Genomic DNA, 21645 nt, shown 5'->3' on the forward strand with positions numbered 1-21645 from the left:
TTGCCATCGTTGTACGCGGTTACGAAATGAGTCGTCCGGATTGCGAGCCACCAAGGGTTGGAGCCGCTACGCGGGAGCCATAGATCTGCCCATCATTTGGACGCAAGACGGTACCGAGATGCTTCTGGGGCAGCTGCGCTGCCAGGGTGGAGCAATGCAACAACGCATCCACTTGATCCATATGGGTGACTGGTGCGATTCACGCAACCACACTACGAAGCAAAGGGCACGAATTCAGCGACCGGACGTCACAGCGATGGCACGATTGAATCGACCTATCGCAGAACATCGCGAGTATTAAATTCGTACCCTTTACAAGGGGCGGCTAATGGGTGACCCTAATTAACTAGTCAAGCTGCCTTGAATACCAGCAGCTGGGCGGATTCGCTTACCTGGTCGCCTACCGCGTACAGCAGTTCTTCCACCTGGCCGTCGGCCGGGGCGGCGATGGTGTGTTCCATTTTCATTGCTTCCATGATCAGCAATGGTGCGCCTTTTTTTACCTGTTCGCCTTGCGTCACCAGCAGGGCGACGATCTTGCCCGGCATCGGCGCGGTCAGACGGCCGCCTTCGGCTTCGCTGTCGCCGGCGTGCAGCAGCGGATCGACATACGCCAGCGTGTATTGGCTGCCGGCGTAGAACACGTGGAACTGCTCGCCTTCCCGCACCACGGTGCCGGCTACGGCCCTGTCGCCCAGGCTGATTTCAATCGCGTTGCCGTCCTGCTGCAGCACCGTCATCTGCTTGAAGGTCTGTGCCTCGAACTGCTCATGGCGCAGCAGCCAGCGTCCTGTTTCGTAGGTGACGTCGAGCGGGCTGGGCTGGCCGTCGTCGACAAAGGCGAGCCGGCGCTGCAGGCTGCCGTTCAGGCGCCAGCCGTCGGTGCTGGTCCACGGATCGCTGCCGGCATTGTTGGCGGCGTTGCGCTCCGACAGCAGCAGCGATGCCGCCGCCAGCGCCAGGACCTCGATCGCCACCGGGACGGCGGCGGGAAACAAGGTAGCGTGATGGCGTTCGATCAGGCCGGTATCCAGGTCCGCTTCCGAGAACGCCTGGCCGGCGACCAGGCGCTGCAGGAACTTGACGTTGCTGGCGAGGCCGACGATCTGGTATTGCGCCAGCGCGGCCGACATCGCGGCCAATGCCTGCCGGCGATCCTGGCCCCAGACAATCAGCTTGGCGATCATCGGATCGTAGAACGGCGAAATGGCGTCGCCCTGGCGCACGCCGGAATCGATGCGGACGATGCTGGCGCCGGATTGATCAACTGCGTGGCTGACTTCAAATTCGGTCGCCGCAGGCGTGCGCAGGTGGCGCAAAGTGCCTGTCGACGGCAGGAAACCCTTGTCCGGGTTTTCGGCATAGATCCGCGCTTCCAGCGCATGGCCGCTGAGTTTCAGCTGATCCTGCCGGAGCGGCAGCGGTTCGCCCGAAGCCACCCGCAATTGCCACTCGACCAGGTCGAGGCCGGTGATCATTTCCGTCACCGGATGTTCCACCTGCAGGCGGGTGTTCATTTCCATGAAATAGAAAGAACCGTCCTGGTTGGCAATAAACTCCACGGTGCCGGCGCCGACGTAGCCGACCGCCTTGGCTGCCGCCACCGCCGCTTCGCCCATGGCGCGCCGGCGTTCCGGCGTCATGCCCGGCGCCGGCGCCTCTTCCAGCACTTTCTGGTGGCGCCGCTGCACCGAGCAATCGCGTTCGAACAGGTAAACGCAATCGCCCTGGCTGTCGGCAAACACCTGGATCTCGATATGGCGCGGACGGGTCAGGTAACGTTCGACCAGCACCTTGTCGTCGCCGAAGCTGTTGATCGCTTCACGTTTGCAGGACGCCAGCGCAGCCTTGAAATCGGCGCTTTGCTCGACGATGCGCATGCCCTTGCCGCCGCCGCCGGCGCTGGCCTTGAGCAGCACCGGATAGGTGATCTTGTCGGCTTGCTGCTGCAGGAAATCGGCATCCTGGGTTTCACCGTGATAACCGGGCACCAGCGGCACCTTGGCCTTTTCCATCAGTTCCTTGGCGGCCGACTTCGATCCCATCGCCGAAATGGCGCTAGCCGGCGGGCCAATGAATACCAGGCCGGCCTTGGCGCAGGCTTGGGCAAACTGCGCATTTTCGGACAGGAAACCGTAGCCCGGATGGATGGCTTGAGCGCCGGTAGCCAAAGCCACTTCGATGATCTTGTCGGCGCGCAGGTAACTTTCCTTGGCCGCGGCCGGTCCGATCAGCACCGCCTCGTCGCATACCGCAACGTGCTTGGCGCCGGCGTCGGCGTCCGAATACACAGCCACGGTCTTGATGCCCATGCGCCGTGCGGTGGCTGCCACGCGGCAGGCGATTTCGCCGCGGTTGGCAATCAGGATCTTGGTAAACATGCTGTCTCCCCCTTTTTTTATTTATTGCGGTTGGGTGTTGCTGTCGGCGGTCACTTCGCAACGTGCATCGAATGTCGACGAACGCGAATGCATGCCGAGTTTTTCCAGCAAGGCGCGGTCTTCTTCAACTTCCGGATTGCCGGTAGTGAGCAGCTTGTCGCCGTAGAAAATCGAGTTGGCGCCGGCCAGGAAACACAGCGACTGGATCGCCTCGCCCATTTGCCGGCGGCCGGCGGACAGGCGCACGCGCGCCTTCGGCATGGTGATGCGGGCCACGGCCACGGTGCGCACGAATTCGAACAGGTCGATCGGATCGATGCCGTGCAGCGGCGTGCCTTCGACCTGCACCAGGTTATTCACCGGCACCGATTCCGGATACGGCTCCAGGTTGGCCAGCTGCGCCACCAGGCCGGCGCGCTGCAGGCGCGATTCGCCCATGCCGACGATGCCGCCGCAGCACACCTTGATGCCGGCGCCGCGCACGCTGTCGAGCGTATCGAGGCGGTTCTGGTAATCGCGGGTGGTGATGATGTCGCCATAGATTTCCGGCGCGGTGTCGAGATTGTGGTTGTAGTAGTCAAGCCCGGCGCCCTTCAGGCGTTCCGCCTGGCCTTCGCCCAGCATGCCCAGCGTAGCGCAGGTTTCCAGGCCGAGCGCCTTGACTTCGCGCACCATTTCTTCGACCTTTTCCAGGTCGCGGTCTTTCGGCTCGCGCCATGCCGCGCCCATGCAGAAACGGGTTGCGCCGTGCGCCTTGGCCTGGCGCGCAGCTTCCAGCACGGTATCGAGCGGCAGGATCTTTTGCGCGGTGACGCCGGTGTCGTAGCGCGCCGCCTGCGGGCAGTAGCCGCAATCTTCCGGGCAGCCGCCGGTCTTGATCGACAGCAGCGTCGCCAGTTCGACTTCGTTAGGGTCGAAGTTTTCGCGGTGGATTTGCTGCGCCTTGAACAGCAGTTCGTTGAACGGCAGGTTGAACAGGTCGAGCACGGTTTGCACCGGCCATTTGGCGTCTGCCGGCAGCACCATCGGTTTGGCGGCTGGCTGGAATGTGATTGGTTGCGATGACATGATCTGACTTCCTTTGTGTTGAGGGAATACGGTTAAATCGGGTGAGTGCCGGATGGCGCTGGCCAACCCGGCAAACATGAAAAATCCAAATGGCTGGCGGCGGCCTCGACCAGCGCCCTGGCCGGCAGTTCGCCCATGCGCGGCACGTGGCCTAGGAACGGTGCATCGATGCGGCTCTTCAATGCCGCGATATTGGCGTCGGCATTGAGCATCGCCGGGTCGACTGTGTTGGCGACCCAGCCGGCCAATTGCAAGCCGCGCGCGGCAATCGCCTCGGCCGTCAGCAACGCGTGGCTGATGCAGCCCAGCCGCAAACCCACCACCAGCACCACCGGCAAGCCGAGCTGCTGCGCCAGGTCGGCGGTGTCGTGCGTATCGTTGAGCGGCACGCGGAAGCCGCCGACGCCTTCGACGATCACCGCATCGGCCAGCGCGGCGATCTGCTGATAACAAGAGAGGATATGCGCCAGTTCTATCGTCCGTTCCTCCTGCGCCGCAGCGATATGCGGTGCGGTCGGCTGGCGCAGCAGGAACGGCGTGCTCAGTTCCTGCGGCAGGGCCACGCTGGCTTCCGCCGCCAGGACATCGGCATCGTCGTTGCGCCAAGCGCCGTCGCGCAGTTCGGCGCCGGCGGCGACCGGCTTCATGCCGGCGCTGCGCACGCCGGTTTTTGTCAGCCCGTGCAGCAGCGCGCCGGCGATCAGCGTCTTGCCGATTTCGGTATCGGTGCCGGCAATGAACCAGGCTACCTGTTGCGGATTGGCGATCAATTTAGCCATGGCCGATCACGCTTTCGAAAACCGCCGCAGTACGGGTTGCCAGCAAATCTATTTCCTGGTCGTCCAGGATATACGGCGGCATCAGGTACACCGTCTTGCCAATTGGCCGCAGCAGCAATTCATGCTCTACCGCGCTGGCAAAAAAACGACGCGAGAAAGTCGCCGCCGAGGCTTTGTTGTCGATGACCGCGTCAAATGCCCAGATCATGCCGCGCTGGCGGAAATGGCGCACCTGCGGATGCTGCGCCAGCGGCGCCAGCGCCTCGGTGATGCGCTGGGCGCGCCGGCGGTTGGCGTTGATCACGTCGTCTTCCTCGAAAATCGCCAGCGTCGCCAGCGCCGCGCGGCAGGCCAGCGGATTGCCGGTGTAGGAATGCGAATGGAGGAAACCGCGCGCCAGGTCGTTATCGTAGAACGCCCGGTAGATTTCATCGCGCGTCATCACCAGCGACAACGGCAGGTAGCCGCCGCTGATGCCCTTCGACAGGCACAGGAAGTCCGGCCAGACCGGTGGCTCGCCGGGAGCCGCCGCCTGCTCGGAGGCAAAGAAGGTGCCGGTGCGGCCGCAGCCGACGGCGATTTCATCAAAGATCAGGTGGACTTTGTAGCGGTCGCACAAAGCCCGCAGTTCACGCAGATAGGCCGGATCGTGCATCGCCATGCCGGCAGCGCATTGCACCAGCGGTTCGATGATGATGGCGGCGATATGGCTGGAGCGCTGCTGCAGCAGTTTTTCCAGCGTGGCGGCAGCGCGCAGGGCGACATCCTCGGCGCTTTCGCCATCGCGTGCGCCGCGCGCATCGGGCGAGGCCACCACATGCGCTTGGCGCAGCAAAGGACCGTAAGCGTCGCGGAACAAGGGCACGTCGGTAACCGCCAGTGCGCCTATGGTTTCGCCGTGATAGCTGCCTTTCAGGCAAACGAATTCCTGCTTGTCGGCGTAGCCGGCGTTGCGCCAGGCGTGGAAACTCATCTTCAGGGCGATTTCAACCGCCGAGGCGCCGTCCGACGCGTAGAAACAGTGGCCCAGCACATTGCCGGTGCGCGCCGCCAGCTGCTCTGACAACTGCACCACCGGTTCATGCGTAAAGCCGGCCAGCATCGCATGTTCGAGCTGGTCGAGCTGGTCCTTGAGCGCGGCATTGATGCGCGGATTGGCGTGGCCGAACAGGTTGACCCACCAGGAACTGATCCCGTCCAGGTAACGTTTGCCGTCGGTGTCGTACAGCCAGGCGCCGCGGCCGCGGCTGACCGCGATCAGCGGCACCGATTCGTGGTGCTGCATCTGGGTGCACGGATGCCAGACGCTGTCCAGGCTGCGCTGGACCAGGCTCGGCTGTGCTGCCTTATTTGTTACAGTTACTTTATCCAACTGTGCTCCTCGATATGCGTCGCGAATCCGCGCCGGCATGATTTGCAGCCAGCGCCTGCAAAGCGCCGGCCAATTGATCCACCTGTTCGATGCTGTGCGCCGCCGATAGCGATATGCGCAGGCGCGCCGTACCCTTGGGCACGGTCGGCGGCCGGATGGCCGGCACCCAGATGCCTTGCTCGCGCAACCCGGCCATCAGGTCCAGCGCCAGCTGGTTGTCTTCGACGATCAGCGCCTGCACCGGCGTCTCGGATGGCAGCAGCGGCCATGGCAAGCTGGCCAGTCCGCTGCGCAAGCGCGCAATCAGTTCACGCAAATGCTGCTGCCGCCAGTCTTCCTCTTGCATCAGCCTGACAGCCGCCAGCAAGGCGCTCGCCAGCATCGGCGGGCTGGCGGTGGTAAACACATAGGTGCGCGCCCGCTGCAGCAGCCATTCGATCAGCAGCGCATCGCCGGCGACGAAAGCGCCGGCCACGCCCGCGGCCTTGCCCAGGGTTCCCATGTACAGGATGCGCTGCGACTGCAAACCGAAATGCGCCAGGCTGCCGCGCCCTTGCGGACCCAGCACGCCAAAGCCGTGGGCGTCGTCGACCAGCAGCCAGGCATCGTATTTTTCACACAGCGCCAGCAGCTCCGGCAAGGGGGCGATATCGCCGTCCATGCTGAATATCGCATCGGTGACGATCAGCTTGCGCGGGTGCTCGCTCTTGGCCAGCAATTGTTCCAACCTCTCCACATCGGCATGCGGATAGACGCGGAACTGTGCGCCGGACAAGCGGGCGCCGTCTATCAGGCAAGCGTGGTTCAGCCGGTCCGAGAAGACGATATCGCCGGGACCGACCAACGCCGGGATCGTCCCCATGTTGGCCATGTAACCGGTCGAAAAATGCAGGGCGCGCGGCATGCCGACAAATTCCGCCAGCGCCAGCTCCAGCTCCTCGACTGCGCTGGTGTGGCCGCTGATCAGGGCCGACGCGCTGGCGCCGACCCCGTATCGGTCGAGCCCGGCCTGCGCGGCGGCGCGCAGCGCCGGATGGTTCGCCAGGCCGAGATAATCGTTGCTGCAAAAAGCCAGGTATTGCCGGCCTTCGACCTCTAGCAACGGTCCCTGCGGCCCGTCGACGATACGCCGCTTGCGCAACAGCTTCTGCTCTTGCAGCGCCGCCAGCTGGTCGCGGATCTGGGTCAGCAGCTCAGGCATATTGGACTTCCGCCTGGGATGCGCGCACGGCTGCCGGCGGCCGCGCAAACAACAGCGGCAGCCGGTTCAGGCTGCGGTACACCGCATTGCCGCCCCAGGATTGGACGACGCCGGCCAGCTGCAGCTGCGGCAAGCGTTGCATCACGCTGCGCATGGCGATTTCCGCCTCCAGGTAAGTCAGCGTGGCGCCGATGCAGACATGCGGACCGTAGCCGAAGGACAGGTGGGCGCCCTGGTTGCGCTGGATATCGAGCCGGTCAGGGTCCGTGAATTTTTCCGGGTCGCGATTGGCGGCGCCGATCAGCGGGATCACCAGGTCGCCTTTTTTCATCAGCTGGCCATGCATCTCGACATCGACCTTGAGACGGCGTCCGGTGTACTGCACCGGGCTGTCGAAACGCAGCAGTTCCTTCAAGGCGGACGGTAGCAGCGCCGGCGTGTCTTGCAAAGCCTGCCATTGCTCCGGATGCTGCAGCAGCGCCAGCATGCCGTTGCCCAGCAGGTTGCGCGTGGTTTCATGGCCCGCGAACAGCAGCGTGCAGCACTGCGCCAGCAATTCCTTGGTGGTGATGATGCCGCCCGTGGCTTCGGCGCGTATCAGCTGGCTCATCAGGTCGCCACTGTCCCTAGGCGCTGCTCGGCGCTGCGGCAGCAGCTGGCGGAAATATTCGTTCATGGCGACCAGGCTGGCCTGGGCCGCGCGGGCGATCTCCAGGGTCGGCGTCGGGCTGCCGATGAAAGCGGCGATATCGTCGGACCACGCCACGAATTCGCTGCGGTCCGCGGCGGCGATGCCGAGCATGCCAGCAATCACCAGCGCCGGCAAGGGGCGGGCAAAATCGCGCATGAAATCAAACTGAGCAAACTGAGCAAACTCAGCAAACTGGCCGGATGCGCTATCGGCAGCCTTGGCGGTTATCTGGTCCAGCAGGCTGTCAACGATCTCCCGGATCTGCGGCGCCAGTTCCTGCAACGCCGATGGCTTGAAACCGGCGTTCATCACCTGGCGCAGGCGGGTGTGCTGGGGCGCGTCCACGAACAGCAGCGAACGCGAAAAAATGCGCTTGAACTCGCGCAGCTCGGTCAAGGCTTCCGGACCGCTGCTGTTGGCCCAGCCGCCGGCGCGCCGCACCGAGAAGCGCGGATCGCGCAGCACGCTGGCGACATCGGCGTGGCCCGTCAGCAGCCAGGCGCCGCCGCAGAATTCCGGGCTCCAGTGCAGCGCGCCCGCGGCACGCAGGGCGTGATAGGCGGGGTACGGGTCGTTCAAGAAATCTTCATTAATCATTTAACATCTTTTCCAGCATCTGCTTTGGCAAAACCGTCTTTGCAAGGACGAGATTGTATGTGATCACGCCAACCAGGATGGTTTGCGCTTCTCCAGGAAGGCGCGCACGCCCTCGCGCCCCTCGGCGGAAGCGCGGATTTTGGCGATCTCTTCCACGGTGTCGGCGATCAGGACTTCCGTCAGCGGCTGGCCGGCAACCGCGCGCACCAGGCGCTTGGCCTCGGTCACGGCGTTGGGGCTGGCCGCCAGCAGGGCCTTGAGCAGCAAAGCCACGCTTTCATCCAGTTTTTCCGCCGTCGTCACTTCGTGCACCAGCCCCAGCTTTTGGCCGGTTTCGGCGGAAAAGCGCTCGGCGGTAATGAAATAGCGTCGCGCAGCGGATTCGCCGATAGCCTTGATGACGTAAGGCGAGATGGTAGCCGGGATCAGCCCTATCTTGACTTCCGACAGGCAGAACTGCGCCGTCTCCACCGCCGCCACGATATCGCAGGCAGCCACCAGGCCAAGGCCGCCGGCATAACAGTCGCCCTGCACCTTGGCGATCACCGGCTTCGGGCATTGATAAATGGTGCGCAGCATGGTCGCCAGCAGCGCGGCATCGGCGCGGTTCTGCTCCGGCGTATAGTCGGCCATCGCCTTCATCCAGTTAAGGTCGCCGCCGGCGCAGAACGCCGCGCCGCTGGCGGCCAGCACGATCGCCCTCACCTCGGCCATGCTGCCCAGTTCGGCAAAGGCGTGGGTGATTTCGGCAATCATGGTTTCATTGAAAGCATTGCGCACCTCGGGCCGGTTGAGGACGATGGTCGCTACCTGAGGCGCATGCTGTATTGCTAAAGTCTGATAAGTCACTTGTTCATCTCCGCTTGTGGCAACGGGCCAGCGTCGCAAAATATTGCTGCATCATTGTTTCAACGGCTCCGCAGGAAATCCGTTTCGTCCCAGGAATTCCGCCACCAGCGGCTCCCAGATGTTCAAGCCGGCCACAAACAGCGTATGGCCGTTCTTGGCAAACGGCGGCAGCAGCTTGAATTCCGCCTGGCCGCCTGCCTGGTTAAACGCCGCGTGCCAGGCCTGGCTGTATTGCGGTCCGAAATACAGGTCGTTTTCGGTATATATCCATAGCATCGGCACCTTGGCGGTCTTGCCGAATTCGGCGTACATGCTTTCCAGCTTGCCGCCCTGGCAGGGCACGCCTGGGTGCGTCTCGGGATCGCCGCCGGAGCCGCCGGCGAAATTGATCGCGGCCACCAGGCCCTGGGGCATCTTGGCGGCGGTAGCGGTAGTGGTGTAGCCGCCCACTGACTGGCCGATCAGCAGCACCCGCTCGGGATTGACGTAGGGCTGCTGCTTGGCATAGGCCAGCACCGCCAGCACTTCCGTGCTGGCGGCCTCGGCCATCGGCGCGTAATCTTTATCGCGGCAGCCGCCGCTGTCCTCAGGATCCGGATCGACGCCGGTATCGCCGTAGCCTAGCCGGGTCGGCACGAACACGGCAAAACCGCGCTCGGTGAAGAAACGCGCCTGCTGGGTGTAGCGGAAACGCCCGGGCTTGGAGCGGTCGTTGCCGCGGCCGTGATTGATGATGACGATCGGAAACGGCCCGGCGCCGGCCGGCTTGAATTGCGTCACGATGACCTTGCCGGTGAACGTGCGGCCGTACAGGTTCTTGACCGTCACCGGCACGCCGGCGACAACTTCATTCAAGTCCTGCGCCAGCGCCTGCCCTGCCGCATGCGCCGACCAGATGCACAGGCATGCGCACGCCAAGGCATGGCGCGCCGCCCGTGTCACCGTTATCCCTGCCAATCTGCTCATGGTTTTTCCGTTTTCTGGTTTTACATCCGGAACACGCCGAACCTGGTGTCCGCAATCGGCGCGTTCAAGGCTGCGCTCAAACCCAGCCCCAGCACCTTGCGGGTATCGGCCGGATCGATCACGCCGTCGTCCCACAAGCGGGCGGAGGCGTAATACGGATGGCCCTGGTGTTCATACTGGTCGCGGATCGGTTTCTTGAAAGCTTCCTCTTCCTCTGCACTCCAGCTGCCGCCCTTGCCTTCGATGCCGTCGCGCTTGACGGTCGCCAGCACGCCGGCAGCCTGTTCGCCGCCCATCACCGAGATGCGCGCATTCGGCCACATCCACAGGAAGCGCGGCGAATAGGCGCGGCCGCACATGCCGTAGTTGCCGGCGCCGAAGCTGCCGCCGATGATGACGGTCAGCTTGGGCACCGCGGTGGTCGCCACCGCCGTCACCATCTTGGCGCCGTTGCGGGCGATGCCTTCGTTTTCGTAGCGGCGGCCGACCATGAAGCCGGTGATGTTTTGCAGGAACACCAGCGGGATCTTGCGCTGCGAGCACAGCTCGATGAAATGCGTGCCCTTCAGGGCCGCCTCCGAAAACAGGATGCCGTTGTTGGCGACGATGCCGACCGGCATGCCGTAGATATGGGCGAAGCCGCAAATCAGCGTGGTGCCGTAGCGCGCCTTGAATTCGTCGAATTCACTGCCGTCGACGATGCGCGCGATCACTTCGCGCACATCGAAAGGCTTGCGGGTATCGAGCGGAATCACGCCGTACAGTTCCTGGGCCGGGTACTTCGGTTCGACCACGGGGCGCAGCAGCGGGCCCGGCGGTTTCTGGCGGTTCAGGTTGGAGACGATGGTGCGCGCCAGCGACAGTGCGTGCATGTCGTTTTGCGCCAGGTGGTCAGCCACGCCGGACAAGCGGGTGTGGACATCGCCGCCGCCCAGGTCTTCCGCGCTCACCACCTCGCCGGTCGCGGCTTTCACCAGCGGCGGTCCGGCCAGGAAAATCGTGCCCTGGTTCTTGACGATGATGGACTCGTCGCTCATCGCCGGCACATAAGCGCCGCCGGCGGTGCACGACCCCATCACCACGGCGATCTGCGGAATGCCCTTGGCCGACAGGTTGGCCTGGTTGTAGAAGATGCGGCCGAAATGGTCGCGGTCGGGAAACACTTCGTCCTGGTTCGGCAGGTTGGCGCCGCCGCTGTCGACCAGGTAGATGCAGGGCAGGTTGTTCTGTTCGGCGATTTCCTGCGCGCGCAGATGTTTCTTGACGCTGAGCGGATAGTAAGTCCCGCCTTTCACGGTAGCGTCATTGCAGACCACCACGCATTCCTGGCCGGCGATGCGGCCGATGCCGGTAATCACGCCGGCGGCGGGCGCCGCGTCGCTGCCATCCTTGTCCTTGTAGACGTGGTAGGCCGCCAGCTGGGAAAATTCCATGAACGGCGTGCCGGGATCGAGCAGCATCTGCACCCGTTCGCGCGGCAGCAGCTTGCCGCGCGCCACATGCTTGTGGCGCGCGGCTTCGCCGCCGCCCTCGGCGATCTGCGCGACTTTCTGGCGCAGGTCGTCGACCAGCAGGTTAAGCGCGTTGGCGTTTTGCTGGAATTCTTCGCTGCGTGGATTCAGCTTGCTTTCTAACTGGGGCATTGCGATGTCCTTTGTGTCTGGTATGTAAAACAGCTGCTTTACTGGAAATAAAGACCTACAACCCCGTCATTCCCGCGAACGCGGGAATCCATTTTCGCTGCCATATTCAGTAACCTGGATTCCCGCGTTCGCGGGAATGACGGTTCTCTTTGGTTTATGCGGTATGGATATCATCGAGTTTCAATTCGTCCTTCATCGCTTCACGGATCTTGAATTTCTGGATCTTGCCGGTCACCGTCATCGGGAATGCATCGACAAACCGGATATAACGCGGCACCTTGTAGTGGGCGATCTGACCCTGGCAAAAATCGCGCACGGCTTGTTCGTCCGCGGCCTGGCCGGGGCGCAGGATAATCCAGGCGCACAACTCCTCGCCGTATTTCGGATCCGGCACGCCGACCACCTGCACATCCTGGATCGCCGGATGGCGGTACAGGAATTCTTCGATCTCGCGCGGGTAGATATTCTCGCCGCCGCGGATCACCATGTCCTTCATGCGGCCGACGATGTTGACGTAGCCTTCGCTGTCCATGGTCGCCAGGTCGCCGGTATGCATCCAGCCTTCGCTGTCGATCGCTTCGCGCGTCTTTGCTTCATCGCCCCAATAGCCGTGCATCACCGAATAACCGTGGGTGCACAGTTCGCCGGAACTGCCGATCGGCATCACCGCGCCGGATTCGGGATCGACGATTTTCACCTGCAGGTGCGGCTGAACCTGGCCGACCGTGGAAACGCGTTTCTCCAGCGGCGTATCGGTCATGCTCTGGCAGCTGACGGGGCTGGTTTCGGTCATGCCGTAGGCGATCGTGATCTGTTCCAGGTGCATGTCGCGCACCACCCGTTTCATCACTTCGATCGGACACGGCGAGCCGGCCATGATGCCGGTGCGCAGCGTCGACAAGTCAAATTCGGCAAAGCGCGGATGGTCCAGCTCGGAGATGAACATGGTGGGCACGCCGTGCAAGCCGGTACAGCGTTCTTCCTGCACCGCCTGCAACACCGACAGCGGCTCGAAGCCATCGTTGGGATAGACGATGGTGGCGCCATGCGTGAGGCAGGCCAGGTTGCCGAGCACCATGCCGAAGCAGTGATACAGTGGCACCGGGATGCAGAGCCGGTCTTGCGCGGTCAGCTTCATCGCTTCGCCGATGAAAAAGCCGTTGTTCAGGATATTGCGGTGGGTCAGCGTCGCACCTTTCGGGAAGCCGGTGGTGCCGCTGGTGAACTGGATGTTGATCGGATCGCCGGCTTGCAGGCGGGCGCCGATCTCGGCCAGCCGCGGGTCGGCCGCATCGCCGCCGGCGATCAGGTCGGCAAAACGCAACATGCCCGGCTCCTCGCCGCCGCCAAGCTGGATCACGGTTTTCAGGGACGGCAGGCGCGCTGCCTGCAGTTGTCCCGGGATGGCGTGCTGCAGTTCCGGCGCCAGCGCGCGTATCATTTCCAGGTAATCGCTGGTCTTGAAACTGGTCATCGAAATCAGCGCCTTGCAGCCGACGTTGTTGAGCGCGTACTCCAGCTCGCTGACCCGATAGGCCGGATTGATGTTGACCAGGACGATGCCGGCATAGGCCGTGGCCAGCTGCGTCAGCAGCCACTCGGCATTGTTGTGCGACCAGATGCCGATGCGGTCGCCCGGCTGCAGGCCGAGCTTGAGCATGGCGCTGGCCAGCTGCCGCGCCTGGCCTTGCAGTTGCCGGTAGCTGAGGCGGATCTGCTGGTGGCGCGACACCAGTGCGTCGTTGCCGGCTACCCGCTCCACCATTTCATCGAAGAAAACGCCGATCGTCTGTTCGATCAGCGGCATATCCTGGCTGCCGCGATCGATGCTGGAATTCAGTTGTTTCATGGTCTTGTCTCCTGTTATGGCCGTCGCCGCTTCCCGTGACGATTTTTATTTTTCCGGGAAACTGCCATCGACATAGAACCAGCATGGCTGGCTTTCTGTTCCCGTTTCGCGCTCGCGCACAAAGCGGCTGATCTCGTGCAAACGCTGCGCACGGCCGTCGATCTTGTAGCGCGCCACGAATTCCACCGTGGCGCTGTCGCCCTCCGCCTGGTGCTTGCGCACGTCCAGGCCCAGCCACTTCAACCCCGCTTCGGCGGTGACAGCCTCGGGCGGCCGGGTGCTGCCATGCCATGTCGCCCGCAGGTATGCACCCTTGCCCATCACATACGCGCTATAGCGCGAGCGCATCAGCGCCAGCGCTGTAGGCGCGGCTTCCGCGCCGCTGTGATAACGGCCGCAGCACTGTGCATAACTGCCGCCGCCGCAGGGACAATCCATCGCCTTCTCTTTCAAATCTTGCCATCCCTCAGGAATGCTTCGAGCTGGTCGAAGCGGTCGAAACCCCAGAACGACTCGCCGTCGACAATCACGAACGGTGAGCCGAACACGCCGCGCGCCATCGCCAGGTCGACTTCCGCCTTCAGCTGGTTCTTGATCGGCAGGCTGTTGATGCCGTCGCTCAGGCCGTTGGTATCGATGCCGCTGTGGTGGCCAATTTCCAGCAAATGCATCGGTTCGCCGATATTGGTTCCGTCGACGAAATAAGCCTTGTAAATCTGCTTGGCGAACTTGATGGCCTTGTCTTCGCCTTGCTTGCCGCGCACCCACAGCACGGCGCGCGCCGCCGCCTGCGTCGAGATCGGGAATGCGCCGGGACGCTTGTAGGGAATGCCGTGAAAACGCGCGCTGCGCTCGAAATCGTGGAACGAATAGTCGCCCTTGATCGGCACCTGGGCCAGCGGCGCCGAGCCGGTGGTCTTGAATACCGGGCCTAGCAGGATCGGATGCCATTCGACATCGCGCTGGTACTTTGCGGCCAGCTCATCGATATGGGTGGCGGCGAAATAACCATACGGAGAGGAAAAATCGAAGTAGAAATCAATTGCGGCAGCCATCTTCTTATACCTTGTCTGAAATGGTAAGGACCAATGCGAATTGCGCTGTAGGTAAAACCCGCCCTACTTGTTTAAATCGCAATTCGCCAAGACCAATAACAAAGATCAGCGCCGATCCGCGGAAATCCCACGGAAAAACGCTGATCCATTTACTGCTTGCTACCGTGTTGCGCTAACGATGGCTTGCTGTCGTCCCTCAGACCAGTTCGACCGCAATCGCGGTGCCTTCGCCGCCGCCGATGCACAGCGACGCCACGCCGCGCTTGCCGCCTTTTGCCTTCAAGGCACCCAGCAGCGTGACGATGATGCGCGCACCGGAAGCGCCGATAGGATGGCCGAGTGAGCATGCGCCGCCGTGGACGTTGATCTTGCTGTGCGGGATGTCGTGTTCCTTCATGACCGCCATCGGCACCACGGCGAACGCTTCGTTGACTTCGAACAGGTCGACATCGCTGTTCTTCCAGCCGACTTTCTTGTACAGCTTTTCAATCGCGCCTACCGGTGCGGTAGTGAACCATTCCGGCTCCTGCGAATGGCTGGCGTGGCCGAGGATGCGGGCAATCGGCGTGCAGCCGAGTTTCTTGGCGGTCGATTCGCGCATCAGCACCAGTGCCGCGGCGCCGTCGTTGATCGACGACGACGAAGCGGCGGTGATGGTGCCGTCTTTCTTGAACGCAGGGCGCAGCGACGGGATCTTTTCCACCTTGGCTTTTTGCGGACCCTCGTCCTTGTCGATCACGGCTTCGCCGGCGCGGCTGGTGACGGTCACCGGCGCGATTTCCCACTTGAAGGAGCCATCGGCAGTCGCCGCCTGCGCGCGCTGCGCCGACGCGATCGCGAATGCATCCTGGTCAGCGCGGCTGAAATGGTATTTGGCGGCGCACTCTTCGCCGAAGGTGCCCATGGAACGGCCGCCGCCATTCTCCAGCTTGGAATAAGCGTCTTCCAGGCCGTCCAGCATCATATGGTCGAGGACGGTGCCGTGGCCGACGCGGTAGCCGCTGCGTCCCTTCGGCAGCAGGTAAGGTGCATTGGTCATCGATTCCATGCCGCCGGCAACCACCACTTCATTGGTCCCTGCCAGCAAGGCGTCGAAAGCGAACATGGTGGCTTGCATCGCCGAGCCGCATACCTTGGAAATGGTGGCGGCATTGGCCGACACCGGCAAACCGGCCTTGATGGCGGCCTGCCGTGCCGGCGCCTGGCCCTGGCCGGCTTGCAGCACGTTGCCGAACAACACGGCGTCGACTTGCTCCGGTTTCAGGCCGGCGCGCTCCACGGCGGCCTTGATCGCCACGGCGCCCAGGTCGCTGGCGGTCAATGACGAAAAATCACCCTGAAACGCACCCATTGGAGTACGCGCTGCACCGACGATAACGATTGGGTCATTCATGTTGTTTCTCCAGATTACGACAACTTATAAGCAACTTCGGGATCGCTTGTATCCGCTGGCGATTCCCGTGAGCGGCTTTGCTGCCTGGTTGGTTAAAAATAAAACGGTCCGGTTTTGTTGCTGGTCAACTAACTTTGCACATGGGTAAAACGACACTCTTGCGGATATGGAAACACGTCGTCGAAATGGCCCTCAAGGATGTGTTGCTTGTGTTGTTGCCAATATTGCTGGGTCAACAGATCCGCATGATGCTTGATAAAGTATTTTTTCACGTTTTGATTTCCGAGAAGAAATACACCGAATTGTTCCGGAAAGACATCGTTCTTGGCGATGGAATACCAGGGCTCGGCCGACATCTCGTCTTCCTCGTTACGCGGCTGCGGGATAGTCCTGAAATTGCAGTCGGTAATGTATTCAATCTCATCATAGTCGTAAAACACGACCCGGTTATGGCGTGTCACGCCAAAATTTTTATACAGCATGTCGCCGGGAAAAATATTCGCGGCGACCAGTTCCTTGATGGCGTTGCCGTATTCGGTAATGCCGTGTTCCAGCGCTGCCTGGTCGCCGTTTTTTTCGGCATTGTTCAGGTAGATATTCAGCGGCATCATGCGGCGCTCGATATACAGGTGCTTGATGATGATTTCGTCGCCGTCTTCTTCGACCACCGACGGCGCCACCTGTTTCAGCTCAGCCAGCAGCTCGTCGGCAAACCGCGCGCGCGGAAAGGCCACGCTGGAATACTCCAGGGTATCGGCCATGCGGCCGACGCGGTCGTGGTGCTTGACCAGCAGGTATTTTTCCTTGACCAGCGCATTGGTGGTTTCCTTGGGCGCCGGGAAATAATCCTTGATCACCTTGAACACGTAGGGAAACGACGGCAAGGCGAACACCACCATCACCAGCCCGCGGATCCCGGGGGCGATTTCAAAATGGTCCGACGAATGCCGCAGGTGGCGCAGGAAATCGCGGTAAAACAGCGCTTTTCCCAGCTTTTGCAAACCCAGGATCGTGTAGATCTCGCTGCGCGGCTTGTTCGGCAGCAGGCTGCGCAAGAATTGCACGTAGGCTGACGGCACCTCCATGTCGACCATGAAGTAGGCGCGGGTAAAGGAAAACAGGACGGTCAGTATCTTGCTGTCGAACAGCACCGCATCCAGCACCAGCTTGCCGTCCTTGTCGTGCAGGATAGGCACCACGAACGGGTATTCGCGCGGGCCGTTGATCATCTTGCCGACCACGTACGCGCCCTTGTTGCGGTAGAACAGGTTGGACAGCACCTGGATCTGGTGATTCGGTTCCAGCGCGGCGGCACCGAACGCCTGCGCGATGCGCTCTTCGGCCAGCGCGACATCGCGGTCCAGGTCGGCGAACGGGCGCTGCAGCTGGAAGTTGGTGATCAGGCGCTTGAGCGTGTAATGCAGGCCGTCCTTGGCCGGGTAATACACGCGGTAGGTGGGCAGGGCCTCGTCGGTGTCGATGTATTCGGTCGATACCGCCGGCCGCACGAAGATGAAATCGTTATGGAAATAGGTGCGGTGCAGGATGTTGCAGCAGACCGAGTTGAAGAAAGTCTCGGCCAGTTCCGGCTGCTTGTGGTCGGTCAGCATGCCGATGTAATGCAGTTTCACTTCGCGCCAGACCTGGTCGGTCAAGTCGTTGGGATCGTACTCGTCTTCCAGCGCCTGCACGCATTCGTGCACGCGCGCGTCATAGAAACCAATCCGTTCGCGTGCGGCGAGCTGCGCGGTTTTCCAGTCGGCGCTTTCAAAATGCTGCTTGGCCAGCGTGCTGGCTTCGCGGAACAGCCGGTAATGCTTGTCGAAACCGTCCAGGATCATGCGCGCAGTATCGAAAGCGATCTGCGACGACAGTAATTTCGGAAAGTTGGCCGACGTAATCACAATTCAAACCGCTCCTTCCAGCCGGCCAGCATCGCCAGGCTGACGCCGATGCCGCCGCACACCACGATCAGCGGCCGCTGGTATGGCGCCAGCACCGGCAGTTTTTCGTAGGCCACGGCCAGGGCGGCGCCGCAGGCCGGTTCCACCAGGGTCCGCATCTGGTCGGCAAACGCCAGCGTGGCGCTTACCGCCTGTTTGTCGGTGACCACCACGCTGTGCACCTCATGGCGCTGGGTCCAGGCGAAACATTCCGCCGCCACGCGCTTGGCGGCCAAGGTAGTGGCGATCGAGGTGATTGCCGGCAGCGTCACCAGTTCGCCGGCCGACATGGCGGCGTTCAGCGACGCGGCGCCTTCGGTTTCGGCGACGATCAGCGGGATATGCGGCAAGCCGTTGCGATGCAGGCCGCTCAGCACGCCGCTCATCAGGCCGCCGCCGCCGACCGAGCAGATGACGACATCGAAATCGACGCCCAGCTCGCGCGCCTGCAGCACCGCTTCATCGATCATGGTGGCGTTGCCGTCCCAGATATCGGGGTGGTCGAAAGGCGGGATGTAAATGCTGCCGGGCTGTTCGCACAGCTGCAGCGCCAGCTGGTTGGCTTCATCCCAGCCGCTGCCGTGGACGATCACTTCGGCGCCGATATCGCGGATGCGCCGGCAGACTTCGGCGGCGGTGGTTTGCGGCACCACGATCGTGGTCTTGACGTCCAGCGCCGCGCCGGCAAACGCCGCCGCGAAGCCGGCATTGCCGCCCGACGGACACACCAGGTGGCTGGCGCCGCCGGCCACCGCGCGCTGGCACAGCAAGCCGATGCCGCGCAGCTTGAAGGAGCCGGCCGGCTGGGTGTTTTCCATCTTCAGCAAAACTTGCTTGTCGAGTGCGACGGAAAGTTGCGGGTGTCGCAGTAACGCGGTGTGGATATGCAGTGAAGTCATGTTCTCGACGCTATTGCCTTTATATCAATTGTGCCACCAGTCAGAGGGATTGCAAAATCATTTGCAGCTGCCGCAATCCCCTTGCCCGGCGGTCAGCACGTTTCCGCAAACAATTCGCGGCCGATCAGCATACGGCGGATTTCACTGGTGCCGGCGCCGATTTCGTACAGCTTGGCGTCGCGCCACAGGCGTCCCACCGGATATTCATTGATGTAGCCGTTGCCGCCCAGCGCCTGGATCGCTTCGCCCGCCATCCAGGTGGCTTTTTCCGCCGAATACAGGATCGCCCCGGCGGCGTCCTTGCGCAGGGCCCTGGCCGCGGCCGGCGTCTTGGCGCGGTCGCAAGCCTGGCCGACGGCGTACACGTATGCTTTGCAAGCCATCATGGTCGAATACATGTCGGCCAGCTTGCCCTGCATCAGCTGGAATTCGCCGATCGACTGGCCGAACTGCTTGCGGTCATGCACATAGGGCACGACGACATCCATGCATGCCTGCATGATACCAAGCGGGCCGCCCGAAAGGACGCTGCGCTCGTAATCGAGGCCCGACATCAGCACGTTGACGCCCTGGCCCAGGCCGCCCAGCACGTTTTCCGCCGGCACTTCGCAATCCTGGAACACCAGTTCGCCGGTGTGGGAACCGCGCATGCCGAGCTTGTCCAGCTTTTGCGCCACGCTGAAGCCCTTGAAGCCCTTTTCGATCAGGAACGCGGTCATGCCGCGCGCGCCGGCTTCCAGGTCGGTCTTGGCGTATACCACCAGCACGTCCGCATCGGGACCGTTGGTGATCCACATCTTGGTGCCGTTGAGCACCCAGCGGTCGCCCTTGAGTTCGGCGCGCAGCTTCATGCTGACCACGTCGGAACCGGCGTTCGGCTCCGACATCGCCAGGGCGCCGATATGGTCGCCGGAGATCAGTTTCGGCAGGTATTTGGCTTTTTGCCCGGCATTGCCGTTGCGCTTGATCTGGTTGACGCACAGGTTGGAGTGGGCGCCGTAGGACAGGCCGACCGAGGCGGATGCGCGCGAGATTTCTTCCATGGCGATGATGTGCGCCAGGTAGCCCATGCCGCTGCCGCCGTATTCCTCTTCAGCGGTGATGCCGAGCAGGCCGAGGTCGCCCATCTTTTTCCAGAGGTCCATCGGAAACTGGTCGTTGCGGTCGATTTCGGCGGCGCGCGGGGTGATCTCCGCGGCGGCGAATTCCTGGATCGCACTGCGCAGCGCGGCGATGTCTTCGCCGTGGTCGAACGTCAAGCCTGGTAAATGGATCATGTTGTCTCCTTCGTTATTCTTGCCGGTTGTTGAATGTTGTTTGAGGGGAAATTCAGGGTGCGGCGTGGTCGCTCAGCTCGCCGCTGCTCAGCAGGCGCCGGCATTCGTCTTCGTGCGCGGTAATTTCCGCCAGGGTCACTTCGATGTCTTCGCGCTGCTGCTCCAGGTGTTCGCGATGACGCGCCAGCACTTCCAGGAACAGTTCCAGCTGGGGCGCCGAATCCTTGGGCGAGTCGTACATGTCGACCAGGCTCTTGATTTCCGACAAGGTCAGGCCCAGCCGCTTGCCGCGCAGGGTCAGTTTGAGGCGGGTGCGCTCGCGGCCGGCATACACCCGGTTGCGGCCGCCGGCGCCATCCCGCTTCGGGCTGAGCAAGCCCTGATCCTCATAGAAGCGGATCGCCCTGGGGGTAATGTCGAATTCACGGGCAAGTTCAGTGATGGTGTAGGTCGGCATGGTTGGGTGGGCAGAACAAAAAATGCTGGTTTAGGTACAATGGCAGTTAACGTTAACGTAAAGCATATTGTAGGCGCGCTGGCGGAAAATGAAAACACCGAAAAACTACTGGCGTTACCAAAAAAGAAAGAATTCCCGATGAATCCACTCGAAGCCCAGCTCAGCTACGCATTCGGCGATACCTTGCCCGCCGGCGGCGCCACCCTTGAAGTCGCGCCGGGCGTGCGCTGGCTGCGCATGGGTTTGCCGTTTGCGCTGGACCATATCAATCTATGGTTGCTGGAAGACAGCATGGAAACGGAGGACGGCGTCCGCCATGGCTGGACCATCGTCGATTGCGGCATCGCCAACGACGCCACCCGCGCGGCCTGGGATGCCATTTTTGCAAGCGAACTGCGCGGCCTGCCGGTATTGCGGGTGCTGGTCACCCATTGCCATCCAGACCACGTCGGTCTGGCCGACTGGCTATGCACACGCTGGCAAGCGCCGCTGTGGATGAGCGGCGGCGAATATTTCTCGGCGCGCATCATGTCGGCCGCGCTGCCCGGCGCCGACGGCAGCGCGGCGTTGCCGCACTTCCAGCAGCACGGCATGCGCGACCCCGAAGTCGTCGCCAAGGTGGCGCAGCGCAAATCCTACTATCCGGCCATGGTGCCGGCGGTGCCGCAGGCTTACCATCGGCTGGCCGACCGGCAGCAGCTGCGCATCGGCAAGCATCAATGGCAGGTCATCACCGGCTTCGGCCATGCGCCGGAACACGTGGCGCTGCATTGCGCCGGGCTGGACCTGCTGATTTCGGGCGACATGGTATTGCCGCGGATTTCCACCAATGTCTCGGTATTTGCGATCGAGCCGGAATCGAACCCGGTCCAGCAATACATGGATTCGCTGGAAAAATACCGCGCGTTGCCGGCCTCCACGCTGGTACTGCCGTCGCATGGCAAGCCGTTCCGCGGCTTGCAGATCCGCATCGATCAGCTGCAGCAACATCATCGCGACCGGCTGGCGGAAGTGGTGCAAGCCTGCACCGCGGCGCCGCAGTCCGCCAGCGACATCGTGCCGGTCATGTTCCGGCGGCCGCTGGATGCGCACCAGATGACTTTCGCACTAGGCGAAGCGCTGGCGCATTTGCACAAGCTGTGGTTTGACGGCGTGCTGAAACGGCGGCTGGATGACGACCAGGTCTACCGTTTCAGCCTTGCCTGACGATGCCCGTATTTACTGC

At 62.4% G+C, this 21645-nt stretch carries 18 protein-coding genes; 1 reads left to right on the forward strand and 17 read right to left on the reverse strand.

The annotated features are described in order from the left end of the window. Positions 1 to 350: 350 nt before the first annotated feature. The 17 genes from BM062_RS23780 to BM062_RS23860 form a co-directional block, all read right to left on the reverse strand. Positions 351 to 2381 carry an acetyl/propionyl/methylcrotonyl-CoA carboxylase subunit alpha gene (locus BM062_RS23780; RefSeq protein ID WP_092401899.1) on the reverse strand — a complete coding sequence of 677 codons (2031 nt, stop codon included), beginning with the start codon at positions 2379 to 2381 and terminating at the stop codon, positions 351 to 353. A gap of 21 nt (positions 2382 to 2402) precedes the next feature. Further along, entirely contained in the window at positions 2403 to 3449 is a 1047-nt protein-coding gene (gene bioB / locus BM062_RS23785; protein ID WP_092401902.1) for a biotin synthase BioB, read from the reverse strand. A 32-nt stretch (positions 3450 to 3481) separates the two neighbouring features. Then, positions 3482 to 4228 carry a dethiobiotin synthase gene (gene bioD, locus BM062_RS23790; RefSeq protein ID WP_092401905.1) on the reverse strand — a complete coding sequence of 249 codons (747 nt, stop codon included), beginning with the start codon at positions 4226 to 4228 and terminating at the stop codon, positions 3482 to 3484. Then, entirely contained in the window at positions 4221 to 5600 is a 1380-nt protein-coding gene (gene bioA, locus BM062_RS23795; RefSeq protein ID WP_092401908.1) for an adenosylmethionine--8-amino-7-oxononanoate transaminase, read from the reverse strand. Before bioA ends, bioD begins: the two co-directional genes overlap by 8 nt. Next, positions 5593 to 6801, reverse strand: coding sequence for an 8-amino-7-oxononanoate synthase (bioF, locus tag BM062_RS23800; protein WP_092401911.1), 1209 nt, complete (start codon positions 6799 to 6801; stop codon positions 5593 to 5595). The genes bioA and bioF overlap by 8 nt, the downstream gene beginning before the upstream one ends. Beyond that, positions 6794 to 8089 carry a cytochrome P450 gene (locus BM062_RS23805; RefSeq protein WP_092401914.1) on the reverse strand — a complete coding sequence of 432 codons (1296 nt, stop codon included), beginning with the start codon at positions 8087 to 8089 and terminating at the stop codon, positions 6794 to 6796. Before BM062_RS23805 ends, bioF begins: the two co-directional genes overlap by 8 nt. A gap of 63 nt (positions 8090 to 8152) precedes the next feature. Further along, complete coding sequence (locus BM062_RS23810; protein ID WP_092401917.1) at positions 8153 to 8938, reverse strand: enoyl-CoA hydratase/isomerase family protein; 786 nt, start codon at positions 8936 to 8938, stop codon at positions 8153 to 8155. 51 nt (positions 8939 to 8989) lie between these two features. Next, positions 8990 to 9904 (reverse strand): alpha/beta hydrolase family protein, encoded by a 915-nt coding sequence (locus BM062_RS23815; protein WP_092401921.1) that lies wholly within the window; start codon positions 9902 to 9904, stop codon positions 8990 to 8992. 20 nt (positions 9905 to 9924) lie between these two features. Next, entirely contained in the window at positions 9925 to 11547 is a 1623-nt protein-coding gene (locus tag BM062_RS23820; protein WP_092401924.1) for a carboxyl transferase domain-containing protein, read from the reverse strand. Between the two features lie 154 nt (positions 11548 to 11701). After that, positions 11702 to 13396 (reverse strand): AMP-binding protein, encoded by a 1695-nt coding sequence (locus tag BM062_RS23825; RefSeq protein ID WP_092401927.1) that lies wholly within the window; start codon positions 13394 to 13396, stop codon positions 11702 to 11704. A 45-nt stretch (positions 13397 to 13441) separates the two neighbouring features. After that, positions 13442 to 13834: a YchJ family protein gene (locus tag BM062_RS23830; protein ID WP_092401965.1), complete on the reverse strand. Its 393-nt coding sequence runs from the start codon at positions 13832 to 13834 to the stop codon at positions 13442 to 13444. Positions 13835 to 13845: 11 nt separating this feature from the next. Then, complete coding sequence (locus tag BM062_RS23835) at positions 13846 to 14451, reverse strand: 2-hydroxychromene-2-carboxylate isomerase (RefSeq protein ID WP_092401930.1); 606 nt, start codon at positions 14449 to 14451, stop codon at positions 13846 to 13848. A 196-nt stretch (positions 14452 to 14647) separates the two neighbouring features. Further along, positions 14648 to 15844, reverse strand: coding sequence for an acetyl-CoA C-acetyltransferase (locus tag BM062_RS23840; RefSeq protein ID WP_092401933.1), 1197 nt, complete (start codon positions 15842 to 15844; stop codon positions 14648 to 14650). Positions 15845 to 15972: 128 nt separating this feature from the next. Beyond that, positions 15973 to 17745, reverse strand: coding sequence for a bifunctional isocitrate dehydrogenase kinase/phosphatase (gene aceK, locus BM062_RS23845; RefSeq protein ID WP_092401968.1), 1773 nt, complete (start codon positions 17743 to 17745; stop codon positions 15973 to 15975). Continuing rightward, positions 17745 to 18686 carry a pyridoxal-phosphate dependent enzyme gene (locus BM062_RS23850; protein ID WP_092401936.1) on the reverse strand — a complete coding sequence of 314 codons (942 nt, stop codon included), beginning with the start codon at positions 18684 to 18686 and terminating at the stop codon, positions 17745 to 17747. Before BM062_RS23850 ends, aceK begins: the two co-directional genes overlap by 1 nt. Positions 18687 to 18778: 92 nt before the next feature. Next, the gene (locus BM062_RS23855) at positions 18779 to 19963 is read right to left on the reverse strand and encodes an isovaleryl-CoA dehydrogenase (protein ID WP_092401939.1); all 1185 of its coding nucleotides are present in this window, start codon (positions 19961 to 19963) and stop codon (positions 18779 to 18781) included. Positions 19964 to 20015: 52 nt separating this feature from the next. Beyond that, positions 20016 to 20420, reverse strand: a complete 405-nt coding sequence (locus BM062_RS23860) for a MerR family transcriptional regulator (protein WP_092401941.1) — start codon at positions 20418 to 20420, stop codon at positions 20016 to 20018. Between the two features lie 138 nt (positions 20421 to 20558). Here BM062_RS23860 and BM062_RS23865 point away from each other — a divergent pair, with 138 nt between their 5' ends. Continuing rightward, the gene (locus BM062_RS23865) at positions 20559 to 21626 is read left to right on the forward strand and encodes an MBL fold metallo-hydrolase (protein ID WP_092401971.1); all 1068 of its coding nucleotides are present in this window, start codon (positions 20559 to 20561) and stop codon (positions 21624 to 21626) included. The last annotated feature ends 19 nt before the right edge of the window (positions 21627 to 21645 follow it).

The organism is Collimonas sp. OK412, from assembly GCF_900112135.1.
Classification (GTDB): Bacteria; Pseudomonadota; Gammaproteobacteria; order Burkholderiales; family Burkholderiaceae_D; genus Collimonas; species Collimonas rhizosphaerae.